The sequence below is a fragment of the Streptomyces beijiangensis genome, assembly GCF_017315755.1.
In the GTDB taxonomy this organism is placed as follows: Bacteria; Actinomycetota; Actinomycetes; order Streptomycetales; family Streptomycetaceae; genus Streptomyces; species Streptomyces beijiangensis.
This window is the reverse complement of the sequence record NZ_JAFLRJ010000300.1, coordinates 1-19,345: the sequence shown is the minus strand read 5'-3', so window position 1 is coordinate 19,345 and position 19,345 is coordinate 1. Positions and strand designations below refer to the sequence as shown.

Sequence of the window (19,345 nt, the reverse complement as noted above, 5' to 3'; positions counted from 1 at the left end):
CCCCCTCGACGGCGTACAGCGCGGCCCGTACACCGGCGACATCCGCCCCGGGGTCCAGCACTGCCAGCTTCGCCTCGTCCAGATGCGTACGGGCGGCGACGAAAGACTTCGCGCGGCAGTAGACCACCACGCCGGCGTTGAACAGCTCGCCGCGTTCGACCCGCGGCACCACGCGCACCAGCGCGTACTCGAACACGTCCCGCTTGCTCACTGGCCGCCGTCCTTGTTCGTCGCGTTCGTCGCGTTCGTCGCGTGCGCCCGGGGCGTAAGACGATCTGCCAGCCAGCCCGGCGCCCTGGAGGGTGCGGCGGCGGTCGGCGGGCCGAAACTGATGCGTTCGTGCACGCCCGCGGCGCGCTCGAGGAGTACTTCCACGTACGCACGCCGGAGTGCGCCGGTGGTCTCGAAGCCCTCTTCATCCGCCAGCCAGACATCAGGTACGTCGGCAGCGCACGCGGTCAGCAGTTCCTCGGTGACCAGCGGCGCGAGCTCGGCCGCAGCGGCGGCGACATCCGGCGCGAACGGCGCGAGGGCGTGATCGGCGGCATCGTACGGCTTGGTGCCGTAGTTCTTCGCGGATGGCCAGTTGTGGTGCCAGATCATGGTGGCGCCGTGGTCGATGAGCCACAGATCGCCGTGCCAGACCAGCATGTTGGGGTTCCGCCAGGAGCGGTCCACATTGTTGATGACGGCGTCGAACCAGACGATCCGCCCGGCCTCCTCGGGCCCCACCTGGTAGGCCAGCGGATCGAAGCCGATCGAGCCCGGCAGATAGTCCATGCCGAGGTTCAGCCCGCCGCTCGCCTTGAGCAGCTCCTGCACCTCCTGGTCCGGCTCCCCGAGCCCGATGACCGGGTCGAGCTNNCGTCGGCCTCGACGATCCCCGGAAGCGAGCCGCCCTCACGCAAGGGCGTGACGTAGCGGGTCGCTGTGACTTCGGTGAGCATGATCCGAGGTTAACCGGGCCTGCTCCCTGAATATCTATGGGCCGGCACGGAACTCCACCGGCCCAGCGAAACACCGCGACCTACCCTGGGGAGAATCTGGGGAGTTTCAGCTCGCTCCGCCACCGCTTCACCGAGCAAGCGGTCGATCACAGTACGTCGGTCGGCAGCCAGCTCATCGACCGGGTGAACACCCCAGGCCGCAGGCGAGCGTCGACGACGTCGCCATACCGGACGGGGTGAACCTGAAGGCCCTGCTGCCGTCCGGCTCCACAGTCGACTACACCTTCACCCCCGGCGCAGACGACCTGGCCTACACAGTCAGTACCGAGATCATCGTGCCGATCGTCCTGACCAGCGGCACATGGCCGGGCTCATTCACCGCAGGCCAGCAGTTCACCTTCATCATCCCGCTCATGTTCCCCACAGCGAAGTTCGAGTCGTCCCTGAAGACCACGACACGTGGAACGGACCGGCAACTGGAGTTCTACGCCGAAATCCCCTACACCACCATCTGACCGCCACCTGTCGGATGTGATGCCTCCCCGCGTGAAGGAGGCATGGTTCTGGCCGTGTTCGCGCCAGCCACCTCAAGATCGACCACCCAGGCAAGCCGCTGGCTCGTCCAGCGACCTTTCCGTTTGTTGATCTTTATCAACGGTGAAGCCGGGATTCCGGCGGCAGGAGGGCAGGGCGTTGACGTCCGCCGTGACGAAGTGAGGTTGGCCTGCGTCGGATTGTGGCTGCGGCCGGAGTTGGGGCCGTGGTGCTGGCGGCAGCAGTGCTACCAGCGCAGGCGGCCGATGAACCGGGCAAGAGCGTCACGGTCGGCTGCGGGAAGAACCGGACGCAGGCACTGCACCGGGCTTTGGTGAAATCAGCCCCGATCGGGAAGCCCGTCACGGTGTATCTGACCAAGGGATGCCGCTACACCTACCCGGACAAGAGGAAGCAGTTCTCGGTGCCCGACGGGCGCACGATCATCGGGCACGGCGCGGTGCTGGAAGGCCGCACGGACCTGTATCCGGTGCTGACCTCCTTGACCAGCGGCTCACGGATCACGCTGGAGGACGTGACACTGACCGGGCCGTCGTTGTGTGTACTGGTGCCGGCCTACTCCCACTTCACGCTCAAGAACGTCAACCTGCACTGCAGCCAGTCGATGACCGCGATGAGGGTCAAGGACGACGGAGCGGCCGACCTGCTCGGTGACACCGAGCTGCGCGGCGGTGGCGCCCCCACGGCGCATGGCGGCGGGGGCGGGCTCATCATCGAGCGTGGCGGCACCGTACACCTGCGCGACCGGGCCAAGATCACCAACTTTGCCCTGTCGACCCGGATGGTCGACGTCCCTGCAGGCGGCGGCGAGACGATCACCAACCAGAAAACCGGGGAGCTCGTGACCACCCCGTACACGCCGGCACGTGGTTACCAGACGGACGGCATCGGGGCCGGGGTGCTGAACAGGGGGACGCTCACGGTCGAAGACCAGGCCACGATCACCGGCAACAAGATCGTGCGCACCACCCAGCAGCCCAAGTATCCCCTGGCCCCCGACGACCACCACGCCTACAAGGGGGGCGGGATCTACAACTAGGAAGGGGCGAGCGCGACGGTCGCCCCCGGCTCGGTCACCGGCAACCAGCCCGACCAGTGCACAGGGCCCACCCCGGTCACCGGCTGCACCAACTGACCGTCGTGCAAGGCGCCCTGGCCACCCGCCCCCGGCCAGGGCACCGCAGGGCCGCGAAGTGAGGCACGCCGCTCAGGTTTCTCCACGCCCTTTCGAGCCGCTCGGGAGTGCCGCATCGAATGAGTCGTCCTGCGCGATGGCGTGGTGACTCACATCTCGGCGCGGCTATGCAGTACGCCTGCCTCGGACGATCCGGAGGCTAACGGCGACGGCCAACAGCCCTGCTCATGATCCCTGAGTGCGGTCCCTTCCAGTGGTGGCTCCGAGGGAGAACTTGGTGGCCAGCACGAAGTGCTCGCGGTCGGCGGAGATCAGCTTTCCGGTCAGCTCTTCGGACTCCCCGAACTGGTAGCCGTCCGCGCTGTCGAGGAAAGTGCCGCCCGCCTCGGCGAACCGGTCGAAGATCCGGCGCGCCTCGTCCGGCTCGGCGCCGGCACCCCAGCCGGTGCCGAAGTTCGCCGTGCCGAGCGCGTACTCGGACACGCGCAGTCCGGTCCGGAGGCCGAAGGTCGTGTAACGCATGAGATGTCCTTGCAAGAGGCATTGGAAGGCGGTCGCGCCGGGGTGGAGGGGTGAGCGTCAGCCCGCGTTCGGCTGGGGTGCAGCGGACAGGCTCTGCTTGACGTACCGGCTGGTCTCGTCGGCGAGGATCTCGGGCAGGCCCGTCTCGATGCCGGACAGGGCCTGCGTGGCGACATCGGCGGCAGCGACCTTCTGATCGGCGGGCACGCCAGCGGCCATGTCGGTGTCCATGTAGCCGACGTGCAGGGCCGAGACGGCGATCCCGCGCGGTGCCAGCTCCTCTCGGGTCGCGTCGCTCAGCGCCCAAGCGGCGGCCTTGGAGGCGGCGTAGGAGCCGAGGCCGGCCGGGTGGAACCAGGACAGGGCGGACAAGACGTTGAGTACGGAGCCGCCGCCGTTGCTCTCGATGACAGGGGCGAAGGCCCGGGTGGCGGCGAGCGGGCCGAAGAAGTTGGTCTCCATCTCGCGACGTACCTCGTCCAGGTCGCCGCCGATCAGCGTCGCGCCGGTGGAGATGCCCGCGTTGTTGATCAGCAGCGTCGCATCGGAAGCGATGCGGGCGGCCTCCCGTATCGACTCCTGGTCCGTCACGTCCAGGCGCAGCGGGGTGACGCCCGGCAGGTCGACCGTCTCGGGACGGCGGGCCGCCGCATAGACCTTCGCGCCGTGCTCGACGAGCTGGGCGGCCAGGTGCCGTCCGAGGCCCCGGTTGGCGCCGGTGACGACTGCGACCGCGTTCTTCAGTTCCATGTCTGCTCCTGGTCCTGGCGGGGGCCGTCGGCCACCCGCAGCAATTAGATTACGACTCCAATCTAAACACGGGTCTATGATAGATGCCAGTTGACATCCAAACGGGAGGTGGTCATGAGCCGCGTATCGCAGGCGCAGGCAGAGGAGAACCGAAGGCGGGTGGTGGACACCGCCTCCCGGCTGTTCCGCGAGCAGGGCACCCAGGTCAGCGTCGCCGACCTCATGAAGGCGGCCGGCCTGACCCACGGCGCCTTCTACAAGCAGTTCGCCTCCAAGGAGGAGCTCGTCGACGAGGCCACGGCCCACGCCTTCGCCGAGCTCGCCCAGCGCTACGCGGTCGAGCTCCAGCAGTACGACGGGCAGCGGGATACCGCTCAGCGGGCCCTGATCGACGCCTACCTCTCCGTCCAACACCGTGACGGCGCAGCAGACGGCTGCCCGGTCGCAGCCCTCGCCGTCGACGTCGCACGCGGGGGCGAGGATCGCGAGGCCCGCCGCGTCTACACGGAAGGCGTGGTCGACTTCGCCGCCTTCCTCTCCTCAGCCGGGGACGAGGACGGGGGCGAGGGCGGGGACGGCATCGCCCGGCTGTGCACCTTGTTCGGCGCGCTGGTCCTGTCACGGGCCACCAAGGGCTCCCCGCTCTCCGAGGAGATCCTCACCGCCGCGCACGCGGCCCTGACCGAAGCCCGCTGACCGGTGCCGGGGCCCCGGCACCGCGCGGCGCGTGCGCGCCCGGTCGCACTCACCGCCGAACACCGCGGGCACCCCGGCGAGGGGCCGTGATTGCCCCGTCGGCCGAAACGCCGCCCGTTGGGGTGTCGCCGGAGTCAGCTCGGCAGCACGACCGCCAGCTGGTCTCGGATGTCATGCAGGATCTCGTAGACGCTCGCAGCCGCGTTCACGCTCGCCGCCATCGCGAGGAACAGCAGAGCGGACACGACGCGCGCCAGCGTCGCGGCATCGCTCTCGCCGAGCCGTCCGGCCCGGCCCAGGGCAGCAGCGACGGTGCGGGCGACGAGGGGTGAAATCAGGTGACGAGGGATCAGATTATCCAGCACCTATCCAGCACGGGAAAAAACAAAGGGCCCGACTCCGGAGAGTCGGACCCCTCATGACCTGTATGTTTGCCAGATCAGCGACGTGGTGCCATGTCACCCACTACACATTGAAGCGGAACTCCTTCACCACGACCGCATCACGCCGTCCCCACCGGGGAGCGACTGCGGCCCCGGCGCAACGTCCGATTCATCTGAGGGCTGCGCAACATAGCCCGAGATCGCCGGTTAGCCAAACCGGCCTTCCTGCACACCATGGATACCTCGTCGGCACTTCGAGCATCCAACTCGATTCCTCGTCGGCGGAGAACCCCGCCTCCCTGCTCCGCGTCCTCGAAAGCGGAGAGCCTGAGTACAACCGGGCCGACGCCTGATGCTCCCCCGCCCTCACTTGATGAAGCCCCAGCCCGAACACGGCGGACTTCCGTCCAGCGCTGACCGGCCACCATCAGCCCGCCCATCGCCTGGCTACGCACGCTCCTTGCACCGTCCTTCGCCCATGCGCCGCAGGAACCCAACCTCGCCGTGCCGACCATGGCACCCGGGGACACACACCACCGAGGCCCCTGGAGGACACCCGGTAACCCGGCTGATCTCCTCACTCGGACTACCCCCGTAGGTGAGAGCCGGGTTGCACTCCACAATCTCGCAGTTCCCTTGTTCAGCGAGAAACTGCAAATCGAGCCTTCCAGCGGCCTGCTCGGGGCCGTCGAACCAGACCCGGCAGCCCCGCTCTCCGAACGCGCAGGCACAGGAGCGCATGTTCTCCGTGAGAGCGATCCCGCGACACGGGCACAGCCCTGTTCGTCAGGCCCGGCCTCGACCAGCAGCTCCTGAACATGGCCAACACCCCCGCCCCACACGCAAAGGCTGCTTCACCCTGCATCACGCGTCACAGACAACCGTAGGCGCCCACCGGCGCGCACCCCCGGACACAGCCAGTCGCGGCTCCCGCCCGGAACGGTACCCACGCACCTGATGCCCCGTCAGCCATGGTCTGCGAGGTCCAAGGCTCGATGAAACTGCAACCATCAGCGCAACCGCGGCATCCCTATTCGTATGAGCCGTGCGGGCCGTTTTCTCTCTGGAACACAGCGATTGACACGCAGACCCGGTGCCCTGGCCAGGTGGCCAGGGTCCGGGTTGTCAGCGCGTCGTCGGCGTGCGGCGGCCAGGCGCCGTCTGGGGCGGGTGGGTTTCTGGCTGGCAGGTTTCCTGCTGGCGATACTGCTCGTGGTAGGGATGCCGTGGGCAGTGGTAAAGGCTCCGTATTTAATCGACGGGGACTACATTGACAAGGCAAAGGTCCGAGAAGGCTCGGCCGCTCTGGTTACGGGGCTGCGCACGGCGCTAGTAGCGTGCTTCGCCGCTCTGGGCGCCGGTATCGCGTTGCTCTTCACGGCGCGGACCTACCGCCTGAATCGCCGTGGACAGGTGACGGAGCGCTTCACCAAGGCGCTCGAGCGTCTGGGCGCTGACGACGACAAAATGTACGTCCGGATTGGTGGGGTGCTGGCACTGGAACAGATCGTTCAAGATGCCCCGGAGCAAGCAACTCACGCGGCTCAAGTACTCGCTCAATTCATCCGGATGCGAGTTATGGCGGAACCAACTCCGAAGAGAGTGCGGCCGGCAGCAGATGTGCAGATGGCACTGACTGCACTGACTCGACCTGGATCACGCACCCATGTCCGAAAAGATGAGCGCCTCGATCTCAGCGATCTCCACCTGGTAGGCGTGAATCTCTTCAGCTCAGATCTTACCGAAGCGAACCTTGCTCGAGCAGACCTTAAAGCGGCGGACCTGAGGAGTGCGGGCCTGTCGGGCGCAGACCTCGCGAACGTGAATCTGATGGGCGCGGATTTGAGCGGCGCGGACCTGACGCGCGCGGACCTGAGCGGTAAAGATCTGACGACCACAAACCTAACGGGCGCAACACTGAAACATGCGAATTTGACCGGTGCTGACCTGACGGGCACGAATCTTGACGACACGGATCTGCGCGCTACGCTTCTGATCGGTGCTGACTTGACGAGCAAAAACCTGACGGGAACGAAACTAAGGGGCGCGAACCTGCAGGCAACAGATCTGAGCGGCGGCGACCTGGCGGGGAAGGATCTACGCAGCACGAGCCTGGCGAACGCGAACCTGGAGGGCGCGAACATTGAGGGCGCAGATTTCAGATACGCAAACCTTGAGGGCGCCAACCTGCGGAACGCGAACCTTGAGGGCGTGGATTTCAGATACGCGAACCTAGCCGGAGCGAACCTGGAAGGTGCAAGCTTGCAATACGCGTTCCTGGGACACCCCTTCTGGTCGTCGGCACTTAATTCAGTCTCGGATACGGCGCGTGATTTTCTAGGACACAAGTCGGCACGGGTGGTCACGAGGTTCGCGTACAAGTTGGTCAACGGATTTTTGACGGGATCGGCAGGAGCAGTACTGACGGGAACGAAGATCGAGAGCGCGGAACAGATATCAGTGACAAGTTGGCACGGAGCGCGTCTGGAAGCCGGCCTGCTGGATGAACTATTGGATCTCCGCAGTCACCCTGAGCAGCATTGATCCTCAGAGGCAGCTTCAACCGCTCATGGAGGACATCGGTCCGGCATGCCCCATTGGAGCGCTGGTCGGCCGTAACCTGACCCGCCTTGGGCAGGGCGGAGCGGCGTCCGGTTGCACACCCCGATCCACGCCGCTTGCGACGCTGTGCGCCAAGACGTTCCTCGCCGTTCGGGACGTAAAGCAGCGCATTGACCGAGGTGATCGGCAAGGCGTCTATCCCTGAGCGTTTTCCATCCTCAGGTTGAGGCGTGGTGGAGGACGAGGACGGCCTTGACGATTTCGGTGATGCGATTGGTGCTGCATCGGAGCTTTCGCAGGAGGCGCCAGCCCTTGAGGGTGGCCATGGCCTGCTCGCCGAGGCATCGGATCTCAGCGTGACCGCTGTTGTGTCGGCGCTTCCTCCTCTTCAGGCGACGGCCTCGGAACGGCACCCTGACGGGCCCGCCGGCTCCTTGATACGCCTTGTCTGCCCAGCATTTGAGGTCTGCTTCGGCGAGGGCTTCGATGATCCCGTGCCGCCGCGCGGTGGTGAGGTCGTGGGTCGATCCGGGCATGGCGGGCGAGGCCCAGAGCAGGCGTCCGAACGGATCGGTGAGGACCTGGACGTTCATGCCGTGGCGTTTGTGTTTCCCCGAGTAGTACGGGGTATCGGCGGCGATGTGGTCGATCGGCAGCAGGGTGCCTTCGAGGATGACGAACGCCTTCTCCCGGATCGTCTTCATCGCCTCGGCCAGGGACGGGGCGAGGGCGGCCAGAACCTGGACGGCCTCGCGTATGTAGCGGAAGACGGTCGCGATCCCGATGCCGAACCCGGCAGCGAGTTGGGCATAGGTGTCACCGCACCGCAGGTGGGCCAGGGCCAGGAGGGCCTGGCGGCCGACCGGCAGTCGACGCCATCGCGTCCCGATCTTCTTCCGCCTGGCTGCCAGTTGCCCGGTCAGGAACCGCAGGGTGCGGCTGGACAGATCAATCGAATGGGGTCTCCCCTGCTCGAACGGAGTTGAGAGCTTGGGGAAGGGTAGACAAGCACGCGAAGCTCCTGATGGACACAGGTGATCTTGGTCGAGAACCCGTCTAAACAGGAGCTTCGTCGTTGCGCAGGACCGTCCAACGCGCGGTCAGCGCCATCAGGTTGGAAAAGGCTCGCTGGGCCGCCCCGCCGGGGGTGGATCGCACCATCCGTTTCCTGCCCAGGCGGGATCCGAGTGATTCTCCGCTCAGCCGGCAGGGATTTCGTCGGTCAGCTTTTCCATCCGCAGCAGATCGTGCGGGTTCAACCCGGTCAGCTGTGCGACTTCGGCGACATCGGCGCCTCGACGGACGGCCAGGACCGCCTCCACCTCGACGTCGGCACGTGCCGCGTCGACCGCGGCCTCCACATCCCGCAGACGGGTGACGGACAGTTCAAGAGGTGCGAGATCCATAGCCGAATACTCTCACCGTCGACCGCACCGTCGGCCCACCGAAATTTCCGGATCGATCGTCTACTGCCTGGCCATCACCGGCGGGTCACCAGTTGGCTCCCGGCCCGACCACGGTCGACATCACTCCCGATCAGCGCGGCCCGACATGCGCACGCATACCCATCACGGTTCCTTACGGCCCTGACGGGCACACTGAGGCAGAACTCCCTTCCGTCGGGCCCTGCTTTCGGCACGGAGGTTTGTGCGAGTCGGCAGAGGGCGTTGGCCACTTGGCCCGCAGCGCCTCCCAGGCTTCAATGCCCAGCCGTGCGTCCGGATCACTCAGAAGTAGTGCTTGCGCCCGCCGACTTGGCGTCCGGCGGCGCCAAGGATCCACAGAATCGCACCGACCACGACGAGTACACCGCCGATGGTCGTCAGCAGCGAAATACCGACCAGAAGGCCGATGATCAGGAGAATGGCGCCAAGAATGAGCATGTCGGCTCCGATCTTCATGTCATTTCGGTGCGTACGAGCAGTCGGCTCACCTGCCCCGCAGCACCCTCTTCGAGCCCGTCGCACGCCGAGGGCCCGGTGAAATCCCGCCCGCTCGCCGATGTGGCGGCGGCTGGACCGCTGTCGTGCTCTCTCCGTGTGCCCCTATCCCGAACACTCACGCGTGTTTGTGCCCGCTGGGTACCCGTCGGCGGTGTGGAGAGGCCGGGTTACTCTCCAGCCATGAGCACTGTGGATCCCTTGCTGAAGAGGTTGACCGACCGAGTGGAGAAGGAGGCCCTCGCCCTGCCGATCACGCTCGTCGTGAGCGGTACCACCGTGACCGGCGAGGTGGTGCCGCATGCCGTCTGGGCAGCCCACATCGCAGATCAGCTCGCCGATTCGGACAGTCGGGCGAGTGTCTTCTCCGCCGATTTCGCGTGGGAGAAGGATCAGCCGGAGCGAGACGGCCGCTATCTCCACTTGAACGGCGGCAAGATCGTCAGCGCCGGAGCCGCGTTCCCCGAGCACGGTGGCCTGTTCCGCATCGGGCTCGACGAGGTGAGCGGTTGGTTCCTGGGCGAGATCCAAGCCCACTGACACAGGGAAATCCGTCTTGCGGGCCGCCCCGGCAGGTCAGAGGAACCGGCGGATCGGCATGACGGCCGCTTCCTTGACACGCTGGAGCGGCGAGCGCCTCTTCCAGCGTCCGGGCCTGATGTGCTCGCTGCGTTCGAGGTCTTGCGCGAAATGGTCGTCCAGGGTCGCGGTGAAGGCAGGGTCCAGGACAGCGAGCATGACCTCTTCGTCGTGGTCCAGGGAGCGGCGGTTGAAGTTCGTCGAACCGACGAGTGCCATGGTGCGGTCGATGGTGACGACCTTGGTGTGGAGCATCGTGGGCTGGTACTGGAAAATCTTCACACCACAGTCGGTGAGGTCCTCGTAGTAGTGCTGCCCTGCCAGCTGGCAGACTCTTTTGTCCGTATGCGGGCCCGGCAGCAGGATCTCGATCTCGACGCCACGGCGAGCGGCGGCACACAGCAGCCCGATGAAGTACGCGTCCGGTGCGAAGTAAGCGGTGGCCAGCCGGATCCGCTCCTCCGCCGACTCGATCACCACGCGGAACAGGGTCTGCATGTCCTGCCAGCCGAAGCTGGCCGAGCCCCGCACCACCTGCACGACCGACCCGCCCTGCGGGGCATGAGGGTCGAACCGGTCGCGGTCGTCAAAGAGTTCATCGTGACACTCGGCCCAGTTCTGCGCGAAAGCGGCGGCCAGCCCGTCCACGGCCGGACCTCGCACCTGAACGTGGGTGTCACGCCATTCGTTCGGGTTACGGGCGTCCCCGCACCACTCCTCGGCGATGCCGACACCGCCGGTGAAGGCCGTCTCCTCATCGACCACGAGCACCTTGCGATGGCAGCGGTGATTCTGCTTCAGCGGTGACAGATACAACGGCTTACGGAACCAGGCCACCTGCACGCCGGCCCGCTCCATCGAATCGAACTGCTCCTTCTCGATGAGCCGGCTGCCGAAACCGTCCAGCAGCAGACGCACCCGCACTCCTTCACGGGCCCTCTCCGCGAGCGCGTCGGCGAACTGCTGGGCAATCTCGCCCTTCCAGTACACGAACGTCATCATGTCGACGGTGTGCCGCGCGGACCGTATGCCGCCCAGCATGGCACCGAAGATCTCGTCCCCGTTGCGGAGCGGGACCAGCGCATTGCCTTCGGTCGCCGCGATGCCTATGAGTCTCTCCAGCCGGCGTCTGAACCTCTGGGCGCGCTCCCGCTCGCCGGCGTGCGAGACGCCGGCTGCTTCCGCTCGCTCGGGCAATTCCGCGGGATCACTTTCGGTAGGTGTCATGGGTGCACCTTCCTGGACGGCGGCTCGCAAGACAAAGCCGAGGCCGCTCCAAGGATCGGACCGGCCCGCGGGGGCGTACGGCGGGCAGGAAACGAAGGCGTTCGCCGACTCGGTGCGCTGGCACACCGGTGGCGTCTGGACGGGGGACGGTTATTCTCCAGCGCAACCGTCATTCGCGTCGCGTCCCTTGACTGCAGAACGGGGGCATGCGGGGTCAGTCGAACTTGCGAGTGCGCTGCCCGGTGCTACTGCGGGAGGATCGCGCCGTCGCGAAGGTGTATGACCCGGGGACAAGAACCCAGGCACCCGATTTCCAGACGCTGAGGTCCTGGACCGGGATCTTCAGGCTGACGCGCCGGGTTCCTGCTGGAGGCAGCGTCGTCTTGTGGAAGGCGGCCAGGCGCCGTGGCTCTGCCGCTGCGGATGCAGGGAGGGTGGCGTAGACCTGTACGACCTCCGTCCCTTCGCGCCGGCCGGTGTTGGTAACGGTCACAGCGAGTGTGACGCGGTCGCAGGACGCTTCGAGGGAGCCGTGGGCGAAGGAGGTGTAGGACAAGCCGTGCCCGAAGGGGAAGGCGGGTTGCTGCCCCTTGGCGTCGTAGTAGCGATAGCCGATGGACGAGCCCTCGTCGTAGGAGACGGTGCCGTTGGCGGCGGGGTAGGTCGTCGGGGTTGTTCCGGGGCCCCTGGGTGGAATCGGCGGGGAGGGTGACCGGGAGACAGCCGCCGGGATCGCTGTCGCCGAATAGGACGGCGGCGATGGCGGTGCCCGTGCCGCGTCCTCCGCACCACGCTGGCAGGACGGCTTCCACGTCGTCCCGCCAGGGTGTGGCGACCGGGCCGTCGGTGTTGAGGACGACGATCGTGCGCGGGTTGGCGGCGGCCACGGCGGCGATCAGCTGGTTTTGGTCTCCGGGAAGTTCGAGGTGGTCGTGGTCCATGGCCTCGCCCGCGACCCGGTTGACGAGTACGACGGCCGCGCGTGCGGCTGCGATCGCGTCGGGGATGAGCGAAGCGGGCTGCCACCCGAAGGTCAGGCCGCAGGTTCCGGTCTCCGCGGTGGCGTTGGTGTAGATAGGTCGACGGCGACGGAGCGGCCGGCGGTCAGCTCGGCGGTGCCCTGGAGCGGATAGTCCGCTCAAGTCGTCGCAGGCCATCAGGACATCAACGTCACCCTCGGTTACAAAGCCGTCGCACCGCGGGCTCCGGTGGGTATCCGCGACCTCGGGGACTGCGTAGGGGTCAGGAGTCGGATGCTTGCGTGACGAGGCGGTTGAGCATCACTGTGGGTTCTGCCTGGGCGGCCTGCTCGTACGACCTCCCGTACGCCTCGTCTCCCATGACCTGTCGGGCGACGCGTTCGCCGCGCACGCGCAAGGGGCCAATTTCAGGGGTGCCGCGTTGCGGGTGGCCGACCGACTGCCAGTAGCGCTGCCCGACGCCGTAGGCGAGTGCGGCCTGCTCTGCCTGGCCGCAGCCGGCGAGCGCGGCCGAGAGGATGTCAAGACCGAGAGCGATGCCGAAACTGTCGCCGATCTGCCGTTTGGAGGTCAGCATGGAGCGGGCGTGCGTGACAGCCTGCTCGTAGCGCTCCTGCATCAAGGCGATCACGCTGAGCTGGTAGTCCACGTAGGACCGGGTCCAATGCTCACCGGCATCGGCGCACTCGTCACGCAGGAGTTTCGCTTCGCGGTCGGCGCAGAGCAGCTGGTTGGTGCCGGTGAGTGCGAAGACCCGTACTAGGCGACACATCATCATCGCCCCCTGCTGAGTCGCTGTGTCCCGGCTGGATGCGACTGCGAGTGCGTCATCGACGAGGCTCAGCGCGCGTTGCGCGTGGCCCTCCAGCAGGTTGCTCAGGCCAAGCAGGTAGGTGGCGTGCAGCACGGCTCGCGGGTCGCCCTCGCGACGGGCCTGAACCAGGCATGCGGCGGCCATTTCGCCTCCGGCGTCGTACCGGCCCTGAAGAATGTGCGTAAGCCCCAGGGCCCACCGCGCCCGGGTTCGGACGGATCCGAGGTGTGAGGATGTCCCCGCGGTTGCTTCCAGCGCGCGCTTCAGGTAGCTCTGCGCCTCGTGCAGGTGACCGCAGCACGTCCAGAAGAACCCAATGTGCCCGGCGAGTTCCAACGCGTCCTCAGGCCGCCGATCGAGGAGATATTCAAGTGCGGCGCACAGGTCGGGATACAGCCCTGCGATCTTTCCGTACCACGGTGCCTGTTGCGGCCCGAACCACTCACTGTCGGCCAGCCGGGCCTGCTGCAGATGATGATCAGCGTGACGCGCGGCTGCCTGGTCGCGCTCCCCGAGCTCTCCCAGCCACAACTGCCCGTACTCACGCAAAGTGTCGAGCATCCGATACCGGTGCTGATCCCGGAGCACCACGGACTTGTCCACCAGGGCGGCCAGGCACCGCCGTACGTCCGAGGCGCTCAACGGTCCTCCCGCACAGACCGCCTGCGCGGTCTCCACGTCGAACGGACCGCACAGCACGGACAGCCTGGCCCACAGAAGCCGCTGCGAGGGTTCGCACAACTCATGACTCCAGCCGACGGCCGTCCGCAGTGCCCGGTGCCAGACTGGTGCGCACCACTCATTGCGATCGGGCAGGTCGAGCCGGTCGCGCGCGTGCCGCATCAGATCCTGTACGGCGTGATCGCGCAAGTGGGCCGCGGCCAGTTCCAAGGCCAGCGGTATGCCTTCGAAGCGTTCGCACAGTTCTCTAACGCAGCGGAGGTCCTCATCGGTCGACGGCGGTCTGCCCAGCTCCGCTGCCCGGTTCGCGAGGAGATCGACCGCGGCATCCATAGGCAACGGATCGACTCGGATGACACGCTCACCCGGCAGGCTCAGCGGTTCGCGGCTGGTCACCAGAACCCTCAGCTGGGGACAGACGGTGAAGAGGTCGCTCAGGAGCGATCGGCAGGCGACGACCAGGTGTTCACAGGAGTCGAGAACGAGCAGCAGACGCCGGTCCCCGATCCAGGAACTCACAGCCTCGACAGGCGTACGCGGTGTGTGGTCGGCCAGGTCACAGGCATCGGCGACCGTTGCGGCAAGCAGGGTGTCGTCACACAGCGGCCACAGATCCGCCCAACACGTGGTGTCGAATCCCGCGCCCTCACCCTGGTCGACGTAGGCCCGGGCGAGACGCGACTTGCCCACGCCGCCAACCCCGGTCAGGGTGACGAGGCGATGCTCATCGAGCGCCGTTGCGACCCGTTCCAGTTCGGCCTGCCGACCCACGAATGCGCCGTCGCACTCCCCCGGAACCCTCATCGTCATGCCTCCAGTGTGATGCGGTGCGCATCCGCGTGTCATGCAGGGTGCGGTCCTTCATCTGTCACCTTCACCCAAGATCGTTGCAAGGGTTGCCAGTTGTGCCAACAATGTCACTCCTTCCGCTCCAGCGATGGGGATTGCGTCGCGCAGACGCCTTGCCCTTGCGGGCCTATACCAGAGAGCCAGTTTTGGACACAACCCTCCTTGCCTTCCGGAGGGGTGCAGTGCGTACCGTGGTCATATCCGACTGTTCGTACGACAGTGGAGGAGCCAAACATGAACGAAGCAATCCGAGCGACGCATTACCGCAATAACCATCTTCCCAACACCCAATGGGTGAAGTCTCCGTTCTCCGATCTGGACCACTCCAAAGACTGCGTGCTGTTCGCCGAGCTCGGTGACGGGACGGTCGGCATCACCGACTCCAAAGACCCTGACGCCCCGGTGTTGCGTATGAAGCGCAGCGAGATCAGCGCGTGGGTACAAGGAGCAAAGGCGGGTGCATTCGACTCCTTCACCAACCTGTGAACACCGTCCCGGTGTCGGATGAGGCAGTCGTATCGGTGACGTTGTCGTAGATCCGCAGGAGTTGGCCCACCCCGGATCTACGTAGGGGCCTTCTACTTCGCCCCGGAGACATCTGCCCGCGACCATCGAGCTCTCCTGGATGACAGGCGCGCCACACTGTGGCGGCACTTGTCAGCGCGTCCCGACTCCGTGCTGTCCGGCCGCGGAGTGCACGCGGCCGGACAGCACGGAGTTCTGACGTCAGCTCTTGGGCATCAGGACGGTGTCGACGATGTAGACGGTCGCGTTGGCGGTGGGCACGTTGCCGCAGACAACGTTGGACGTGTCGTTGACCTTGTAGGAGGCCGACACGTATCCGTAGAGACCCGGGACGACCATCCGGACCGGGAACCCGTGCGCGAAAGGCAGAGGTTCACCGTTCATACCGAGGGCGAGCATCGCATCGCGGCCGTCCATGACGTCCTCGACCGGACTGCCGATCGTCATACCGTCCACAGAACGGGCCACCAGTTGATCGGCCGGTCCACCGCGCGAAGGAGGCTTGACGCCGGCCTCCTTCAGCAAGTCCGCCAGGCGTACGCCGATCCAGCGGGCGTTGCCCACGTAGGGGCCGCCCACCTCGTTGGACACACACGTCAACGTGATGTTCCGCTCGATGAGTTCACGCTGGAGAAGGTCCTGGAAGGAGACCGTGAGAGGACGGCTCACGCCCCTGCCGCGGATGGTGAGCTCCCAGTCGGTGGCGTCGACCTTGGGCACCACCAGGGCGGTGTCGACACGGTAGAAGGCACCGTTCGGCGTGATGAACGGGCTGATGCCCGGCACGCGCAGGGCGGCCCCCGAGGGCACCGGCTTCGCTGCCGATACCGGGGTGGGCAGAACCACCTTGCCGCGGGAGGCGACGGCCCCTGCTCCCCGCGAACTATTGAGGGATCGTCCCAGGAGGCCGGCACCCGCGGAGGCGGCTGCGGCGGCGGTCGCCGCGATGACGAACCCGCGCCGGTCCCAGCCTGGTTCGCCCGGCATGTCAGCGGGCTCCTTCGCCCCCGGCGGCGGCACAGCCAGACGGCCGATGAGCCAGTAGAGGAGAAGCGCACCGACCACGGCGCCGATGACGGACGGGAGCGCATCTTGCATGCCGGTCGAATCCGGTCGGCTCGTGGCCGCGAGAGCACCGACCACACCGAAGAGCAGGACGCCGGCTGCCCCAGTCCTGCGGTATCGCAGGGCCAGGACGCCCAGGACGAGCGCCAGCAGAGCCAGGGTGGCGAGGATGCCGAGCTGTAGCACCAGCTTGTCGTTGGTCCCGAAGTGCCGGATCGCCCAGTCCTTCAGCGCCGGTGGGGTGCGGTCGATGGCCGCACCGCCCACCGCAATCACCGGACCGGCCTCGGGGCGCACCGCTGCGGAGACCAGTTCCGCGACGGCCAGCGCGGCGAAGCCCGCCAGGAGGCCGGAGAGCGCTGCGAGTGGAAGGCGTACGCCTCCGCGCAGAAGTTTCATCACAGCAGCTATTCGGCGCCGGATGGCGGGGGGATTGGTCGAGTCCCAAACGAGTGATACCGCCGGCGGTGTTGACTCGACCCATGGGTCTGAAGGAGCACCACAACAGCTGCGTACAAGTGCGGGCCCGTACCCGCGGTAGGAACTGACGTCTCTCATCGCGGGTACGGGCCCGGCCGGCTCGCCTTCCCCAAGGCGTGGCTCGCGCCGGTCAGGGCGCGCGCCTCATGCTCAGATTCCGGTTCAGCCCTGGTGACCGTCCCAGTGGTTCATGCCATCACCCTGCATCTCCCAACCGCCCTGATGCCAGTCACCGTGCGAGCTGTTGGAGCACGAGTTGCCGAAGGCGGGGTTGAGCAGGCCGATCACGCTCACCGTGTTCCCACACGCGTTCACAGGCACGTGCACCGGGACCTGCACGACGTTGCCGGACAGGACCCCGGGCGAACCGTAAGCCACGCCCTCAGCGCCCGAGTCGGCACATGCTGCCGACGCACCCGCAAGCACGACCGCGCCCACCGCGAAGGCCAGACCGGCGCTCTTCACCACATGAGACATCTTTGACTCCTTGTTCCGTAATACAGCGCAACGCCCCAGCCAAGGGCCGTCGCAGCGGCCACCGGCGGTGACCGTCAGGAGTGCTTCGGTCCACCGAACCCTGCGGACTGGCCGGAAAGCGGTAGTTCACCCCATTGGACGAATAACGCGTACCTGTACCCGGATGACTTCGGACAGCCCGGCCCGAGCTCGTCCATCTGAGGGCAATCGAACCAGCGGAACAATCCGAAAGCGGCGTGGCAACGAATCCTCTGCGCACATAAATCCATCCGATGGATCGTTCGCGTCAGCCCGGCCGCCCTCGTCGTCAGGAGTCGACATGCCCCGCGACACAGCGGATTCCCTCATCTTCGCCCATCAACTGCAAGCCCTTTCTCCAGTTGAAGGAGATGTACTGGACGAGCACAGCAAGCACTGCCCCGCCTGCGCGCGTGAACTGAATGTTGCGCGCCAGGCGCTGGCAGGGCTGGATCTGCAGGAGATCGCCACTCCTGTCCCCGCGAGCTTCAGGGACGAGTTACTCGAACAGATCAAGCACATGCCGCAGGAACCTTCGCGCGCCCTCACGACGCCACGTCGATGGCGTGAACTCTGCAGAAGGCGGCCGGGCGGATGCCGCATGGTCCGAAGCCGGCTGCAAACTCGCTGAACCGCCGCTGCAGGGCCTCTGAAATGGCACTCTTTGCACTGCGGTCATCGCTTCGCCGTATCAGTGCCTGGATTGCAGAGCGGCATCGTCCACCTGGTTAAGAATGATGCGATGAGCAGTGGGCATTCGTCCGGACGGGTGGTGTCGGTACCTGCGAGCAATCCTGGGGCCCGGCGGTAGCGAAGAGGGGTCTGGGAGGAAATGCCTCCCAGGATGGTTCCGTCACCCCTCAGAGGAAATCTCTTGAAGACGAACATCGCAGCGGCCGCTGTTACGGGCCGTTGGAAGTCGGCAGCGCTGCTGCTGGCGCTGAGCTCCGCCGTCGCCGGCGCAGCTCTGGCAGGACCGGGCGCAGGCGTCGGGGAAGCATCAAGTCACCGCGAAGCGCCGCTGGTGGCTGCCGACCCTCAGGTGGACAACACCGACCTGTACGCGTTCACCAGCCCCGACAAGTCGGACACCGTGACGCTGATGGCGAACTGGTTCCCCTTCCAGGAGCCCAACGGCGGACCGAACTTCTACCCGTTCGCCGCCGACGCGCACTACGACATCAACATCGACAGCCAGGGCACCGGAAAGCCGGACCTCACCTACCGGTGGACGTTCCGCAATGAGGACCGCCGGGGCGAGAAGACGTTCCTGTACAACAACGGGCCCGTGAACAGCCTCAAGGACAAGACGCTGCTGTTCCGCCAGCACTACACGCTGCAGGAGATCCGGGCCGGAAAGAAGCCGGTGACTCTGGTGCGGGACGGCATCGCCGCCCCTTCGAGCGTCGGCAAGGCGTCCATGCCCAACTACGCGGGCCTGCGGGCGCAGGCCACGCAGAAGNNAACGCCAAGCGCAACCCGGTCATCGGCGTGTGGTCCTCCACCTCCCGGCGCTCGATGAAGCTCAGCCCGGGCCGCCAGACCCCTCAGGGCCCCTACGTCCAGGTCTCCCGTCTGGGCAATCCGCTGGTGAACGAGGCCGTTGTGCCGGCCGGCCTGAAGAACGCCTTCAACGCGCTGCCGCCGTCGGCGGACCACAAGCAGCCGAAGGTCGTCGCGAAGGTCCTCGACCCGGAGCTGCCCAAGCTGATCAAGGCGATCTACGGGATCCCGGCCCCCGCGACCCCGCGCAAGGACCTCCAGGAGATCTTCCTGACCGGTATCGCCAAGGCAGCCGGCGGCCCCCTGGCGGTGGACCTCAACTCGCAGCTGATGAACCGCGACATCAACAAGCGGTACTTCGTGCCGGCCGAGGAACTGCGCCTGAACATGTCGACTCCGGTGACGGCCGACCCCGACCGGCTCGGTGTCCTCAACGGCGACTTCCAGGGCTTCCCCAACGGCCGTCGCCTCGGAGACGACGTCGTGGACATCGCCATCCAGGCACTGGAAGGCGCCACTCCGGGCAAGTTCGTCAAGGCGCTGGCCGCCGGTGACGGCGTCAACGGACCCGCCGTCCCGTTCACGCCCACGTTCCCCTACGTGGCCCTGCCCTACACCGGTTCGGTGAACCAGGCCGGCTGACCGGCAATCCAGGGG

General features: G+C 66.5%; 21 protein-coding genes and 3 pseudogenes. 10 read left to right on the top strand and 14 right to left on the bottom strand.

What is annotated here, in order from left to right:
- Both J0695_RS27925 and J0695_RS27920 read right to left on the bottom strand, forming a co-directional pair.
- A partial coding sequence (locus tag J0695_RS27925) for a DUF3037 domain-containing protein (protein ID WP_206966527.1) occupies window positions 1-211 on the bottom strand: 211 nt, incomplete at its 3' end.
- Window positions 208-947, bottom strand: a pseudogene (locus tag J0695_RS27920) (HipA family kinase). The gene J0695_RS27925 and the pseudogene J0695_RS27920, both read right to left, overlap by 4 nt.
- A 236-nt stretch (window positions 948-1,183) precedes the next feature.
- On the opposite strand from J0695_RS27920, the gene J0695_RS27915 reads away from it, so the two are divergent.
- A complete protein-coding gene (locus tag J0695_RS27915) occupies window positions 1,184-1,462 on the top strand; it encodes a hypothetical protein (protein ID WP_206966525.1) in 279 nt (92 codons plus the stop codon).
- A gap of 245 nt (window positions 1,463-1,707) precedes the next feature.
- Window positions 1,708-2,541 carry a hypothetical protein gene (locus tag J0695_RS27910; RefSeq protein ID WP_206966522.1) on the top strand — a complete coding sequence of 278 codons (834 nt, stop codon included), beginning with the start codon at window positions 1,708-1,710 and terminating at the stop codon, window positions 2,539-2,541.
- 321 nt (window positions 2,542-2,862) lie between these two features.
- Here the strand turns inward: J0695_RS27910 and J0695_RS27905 are convergent, their stop codons facing one another.
- Both J0695_RS27905 and J0695_RS27900 read right to left on the bottom strand, forming a co-directional pair.
- Entirely contained in the window at window positions 2,863-3,159 is a 297-nt protein-coding gene (locus J0695_RS27905; protein WP_242553279.1) for an aldo/keto reductase, read from the bottom strand.
- Window positions 3,160-3,216: 57 nt separating this feature from the next.
- Complete coding sequence (locus J0695_RS27900; RefSeq protein WP_206966521.1) at window positions 3,217-3,909, bottom strand: SDR family oxidoreductase; 693 nt, start codon at window positions 3,907-3,909, stop codon at window positions 3,217-3,219.
- A gap of 114 nt (window positions 3,910-4,023) precedes the next feature.
- Here J0695_RS27900 and J0695_RS27895 point away from each other — a divergent pair, with 114 nt between their 5' ends.
- A complete protein-coding gene (locus tag J0695_RS27895; protein ID WP_206966519.1) occupies window positions 4,024-4,605 on the top strand; it encodes a TetR family transcriptional regulator in 582 nt (193 codons plus the stop codon).
- Between the two features lie 134 nt (window positions 4,606-4,739).
- Here the strand turns inward: J0695_RS27895 and J0695_RS27890 are convergent, their stop codons facing one another.
- Window positions 4,740-4,970 carry a hypothetical protein gene (locus tag J0695_RS27890; RefSeq protein ID WP_206966517.1) on the bottom strand — a complete coding sequence of 77 codons (231 nt, stop codon included), beginning with the start codon at window positions 4,968-4,970 and terminating at the stop codon, window positions 4,740-4,742.
- 1,188 nt (window positions 4,971-6,158) lie between these two features.
- Here J0695_RS27890 and J0695_RS27885 point away from each other — a divergent pair.
- Window positions 6,159-7,532, top strand: coding sequence for a pentapeptide repeat-containing protein (locus tag J0695_RS27885; protein ID WP_206966515.1), 1,374 nt, complete (start codon window positions 6,159-6,161; stop codon window positions 7,530-7,532).
- Between the two features lie 236 nt (window positions 7,533-7,768).
- On the opposite strand, the gene J0695_RS27880 is transcribed toward J0695_RS27885, so the two are convergent.
- The 3 genes from J0695_RS27880 to J0695_RS27870 form a co-directional block, all read right to left on the bottom strand.
- The gene (locus J0695_RS27880) at window positions 7,769-8,503 is read right to left on the bottom strand and encodes a transposase family protein (RefSeq protein ID WP_206966531.1); all 735 of its coding nucleotides are present in this window, start codon (window positions 8,501-8,503) and stop codon (window positions 7,769-7,771) included.
- 246 nt (window positions 8,504-8,749) lie between these two features.
- Entirely contained in the window at window positions 8,750-8,956 is a 207-nt protein-coding gene (locus J0695_RS27875; RefSeq protein ID WP_206966513.1) for a hypothetical protein, read from the bottom strand.
- 321 nt (window positions 8,957-9,277) lie between these two features.
- Window positions 9,278-9,451 carry a hypothetical protein gene (locus J0695_RS27870; protein WP_206966533.1) on the bottom strand — a complete coding sequence of 58 codons (174 nt, stop codon included), beginning with the start codon at window positions 9,449-9,451 and terminating at the stop codon, window positions 9,278-9,280.
- Window positions 9,452-9,673: 222 nt separating this feature from the next.
- Between J0695_RS27870 and J0695_RS27865 the strand changes: the two genes are divergently transcribed.
- Window positions 9,674-10,030, top strand: coding sequence for a GvpU-like protein (locus J0695_RS27865; protein WP_206966511.1), 357 nt, complete (start codon window positions 9,674-9,676; stop codon window positions 10,028-10,030).
- 36 nt (window positions 10,031-10,066) lie between these two features.
- Here the strand turns inward: J0695_RS27865 and J0695_RS27860 are convergent, their stop codons facing one another.
- The 3 genes and pseudogenes from J0695_RS27860 to J0695_RS44200 form a co-directional block, all read right to left on the bottom strand.
- Window positions 10,067-11,296: a phospholipase D-like domain-containing protein gene (locus J0695_RS27860; protein ID WP_206966509.1), complete on the bottom strand. Its 1,230-nt coding sequence runs from the start codon at window positions 11,294-11,296 to the stop codon at window positions 10,067-10,069.
- Window positions 11,297-11,510: 214 nt separating this feature from the next.
- Entirely contained in the window at window positions 11,511-11,789 is a 279-nt protein-coding gene (locus J0695_RS44205) for a fibronectin type III-like domain-contianing protein (RefSeq protein ID WP_307798787.1), read from the bottom strand.
- Between the two features lie 241 nt (window positions 11,790-12,030).
- A pseudogene (locus J0695_RS44200) lies at window positions 12,031-12,237 on the bottom strand (glycoside hydrolase family 3 protein); the annotation flags it as partial.
- Here J0695_RS44200 and J0695_RS45255 point away from each other — a divergent pair.
- Entirely contained in the window at window positions 12,236-12,370 is a 135-nt protein-coding gene (locus J0695_RS45255) for a hypothetical protein (protein WP_277990037.1), read from the top strand. The pseudogene J0695_RS44200 and the gene J0695_RS45255 sit on opposite strands and share 2 nt — an antisense overlap.
- A 168-nt stretch (window positions 12,371-12,538) precedes the next feature.
- On the opposite strand, the gene J0695_RS27850 is transcribed toward J0695_RS45255, so the two are convergent.
- Window positions 12,539-14,581: an ATP-binding protein gene (locus J0695_RS27850; RefSeq protein WP_242553277.1), complete on the bottom strand. Its 2,043-nt coding sequence runs from the start codon at window positions 14,579-14,581 to the stop codon at window positions 12,539-12,541.
- A gap of 273 nt (window positions 14,582-14,854) precedes the next feature.
- Here J0695_RS27850 and J0695_RS27845 point away from each other — a divergent pair, with 273 nt between their 5' ends.
- A complete protein-coding gene (locus J0695_RS27845) occupies window positions 14,855-15,106 on the top strand; it encodes a DUF397 domain-containing protein (RefSeq protein WP_206966508.1) in 252 nt (83 codons plus the stop codon).
- A 324-nt stretch (window positions 15,107-15,430) separates the two neighbouring features.
- On the opposite strand, the pseudogene J0695_RS27840 reads toward J0695_RS27845, so the two are convergent.
- Window positions 15,431-16,609, bottom strand: a pseudogene (locus tag J0695_RS27840) (molybdopterin-dependent oxidoreductase); the annotation flags it as partial.
- Between the two features lie 243 nt (window positions 16,610-16,852).
- On the bottom strand, window positions 16,853-17,167 hold the full coding sequence (locus J0695_RS27835; RefSeq protein WP_206966506.1) for a chaplin: 315 nt from the start codon (window positions 17,165-17,167) through the stop codon (window positions 16,853-16,855).
- Between the two features lie 319 nt (window positions 17,168-17,486).
- Between J0695_RS27835 and J0695_RS27830 the strand changes: the two genes are divergently transcribed.
- The 3 genes from J0695_RS27830 (at window position 17,487) to J0695_RS44190 (ending at window position 19,330) form a co-directional block, all read left to right on the top strand.
- On the top strand, window positions 17,487-17,816 hold the full coding sequence (locus tag J0695_RS27830) for a hypothetical protein (RefSeq protein WP_206966504.1): 330 nt from the start codon (window positions 17,487-17,489) through the stop codon (window positions 17,814-17,816).
- A gap of 201 nt (window positions 17,817-18,017) precedes the next feature.
- Window positions 18,018-18,707 carry a DUF4331 domain-containing protein gene (locus tag J0695_RS44195; protein ID WP_443726331.1) on the top strand — a complete coding sequence of 230 codons (690 nt, stop codon included), beginning with the start codon at window positions 18,018-18,020 and terminating at the stop codon, window positions 18,705-18,707.
- Window positions 18,704-19,330 (top strand): DUF4331 domain-containing protein, encoded by a 627-nt coding sequence (locus tag J0695_RS44190; protein WP_242553275.1) that lies wholly within the window; start codon window positions 18,704-18,706, stop codon window positions 19,328-19,330. Before J0695_RS44195 ends, J0695_RS44190 begins: the two co-directional genes overlap by 4 nt.
- The last annotated feature ends 15 nt before the right edge of the window (window positions 19,331-19,345 follow it).

Excerpts from the sequence above, each read along its gene's own strand:
- J0695_RS27900 (WP_206966521.1), bottom strand. The coding sequence starts at position 3,909 with ATGGAACTGAAGAACGCGGTCGCAGTCGTCACCGGCGCCAACCGGGGC.
- J0695_RS27875 (WP_206966513.1), bottom strand. The coding sequence starts at position 8,956 with ATGGATCTCGCACCTCTTGAACTGTCCGTCACCCGTCTGCGGGATGTG.
- J0695_RS27850 (WP_242553277.1), bottom strand. The coding sequence starts at position 14,581 with ATGACGATGAGGGTTCCGGGGGAGTGCGACGGCGCATTCGTGGGTCGG.
- J0695_RS27870 (WP_206966533.1), bottom strand. The coding sequence starts at position 9,451 with ATGAAGATCGGAGCCGACATGCTCATTCTTGGCGCCATTCTCCTGATC.
- J0695_RS27865 (WP_206966511.1), top strand. The coding sequence starts at position 9,674 with ATGAGCACTGTGGATCCCTTGCTGAAGAGGTTGACCGACCGAGTGGAG.
- J0695_RS27860 (WP_206966509.1), bottom strand. The coding sequence starts at position 11,296 with ATGACACCTACCGAAAGTGATCCCGCGGAATTGCCCGAGCGAGCGGAA.
- J0695_RS27895 (WP_206966519.1), top strand. The coding sequence starts at position 4,024 with ATGAGCCGCGTATCGCAGGCGCAGGCAGAGGAGAACCGAAGGCGGGTG.
- J0695_RS45255 (WP_277990037.1), top strand. The coding sequence starts at position 12,236 with ATGGCCTCGCCCGCGACCCGGTTGACGAGTACGACGGCCGCGCGTGCG.
- J0695_RS27905 (WP_242553279.1), bottom strand. The coding sequence starts at position 3,159 with ATGCGTTACACGACCTTCGGCCTCCGGACCGGACTGCGCGTGTCCGAG.
- J0695_RS27835 (WP_206966506.1), bottom strand. The coding sequence starts at position 17,167 with ATGTCTCATGTGGTGAAGAGCGCCGGTCTGGCCTTCGCGGTGGGCGCG.
- J0695_RS27845 (WP_206966508.1), top strand. The coding sequence starts at position 14,855 with ATGAACGAAGCAATCCGAGCGACGCATTACCGCAATAACCATCTTCCC.
- J0695_RS27830 (WP_206966504.1), top strand. The coding sequence starts at position 17,487 with ATGCCCCGCGACACAGCGGATTCCCTCATCTTCGCCCATCAACTGCAA.
- J0695_RS44190 (WP_242553275.1), top strand. The coding sequence starts at position 18,704 with ATGAAGCTCAGCCCGGGCCGCCAGACCCCTCAGGGCCCCTACGTCCAG.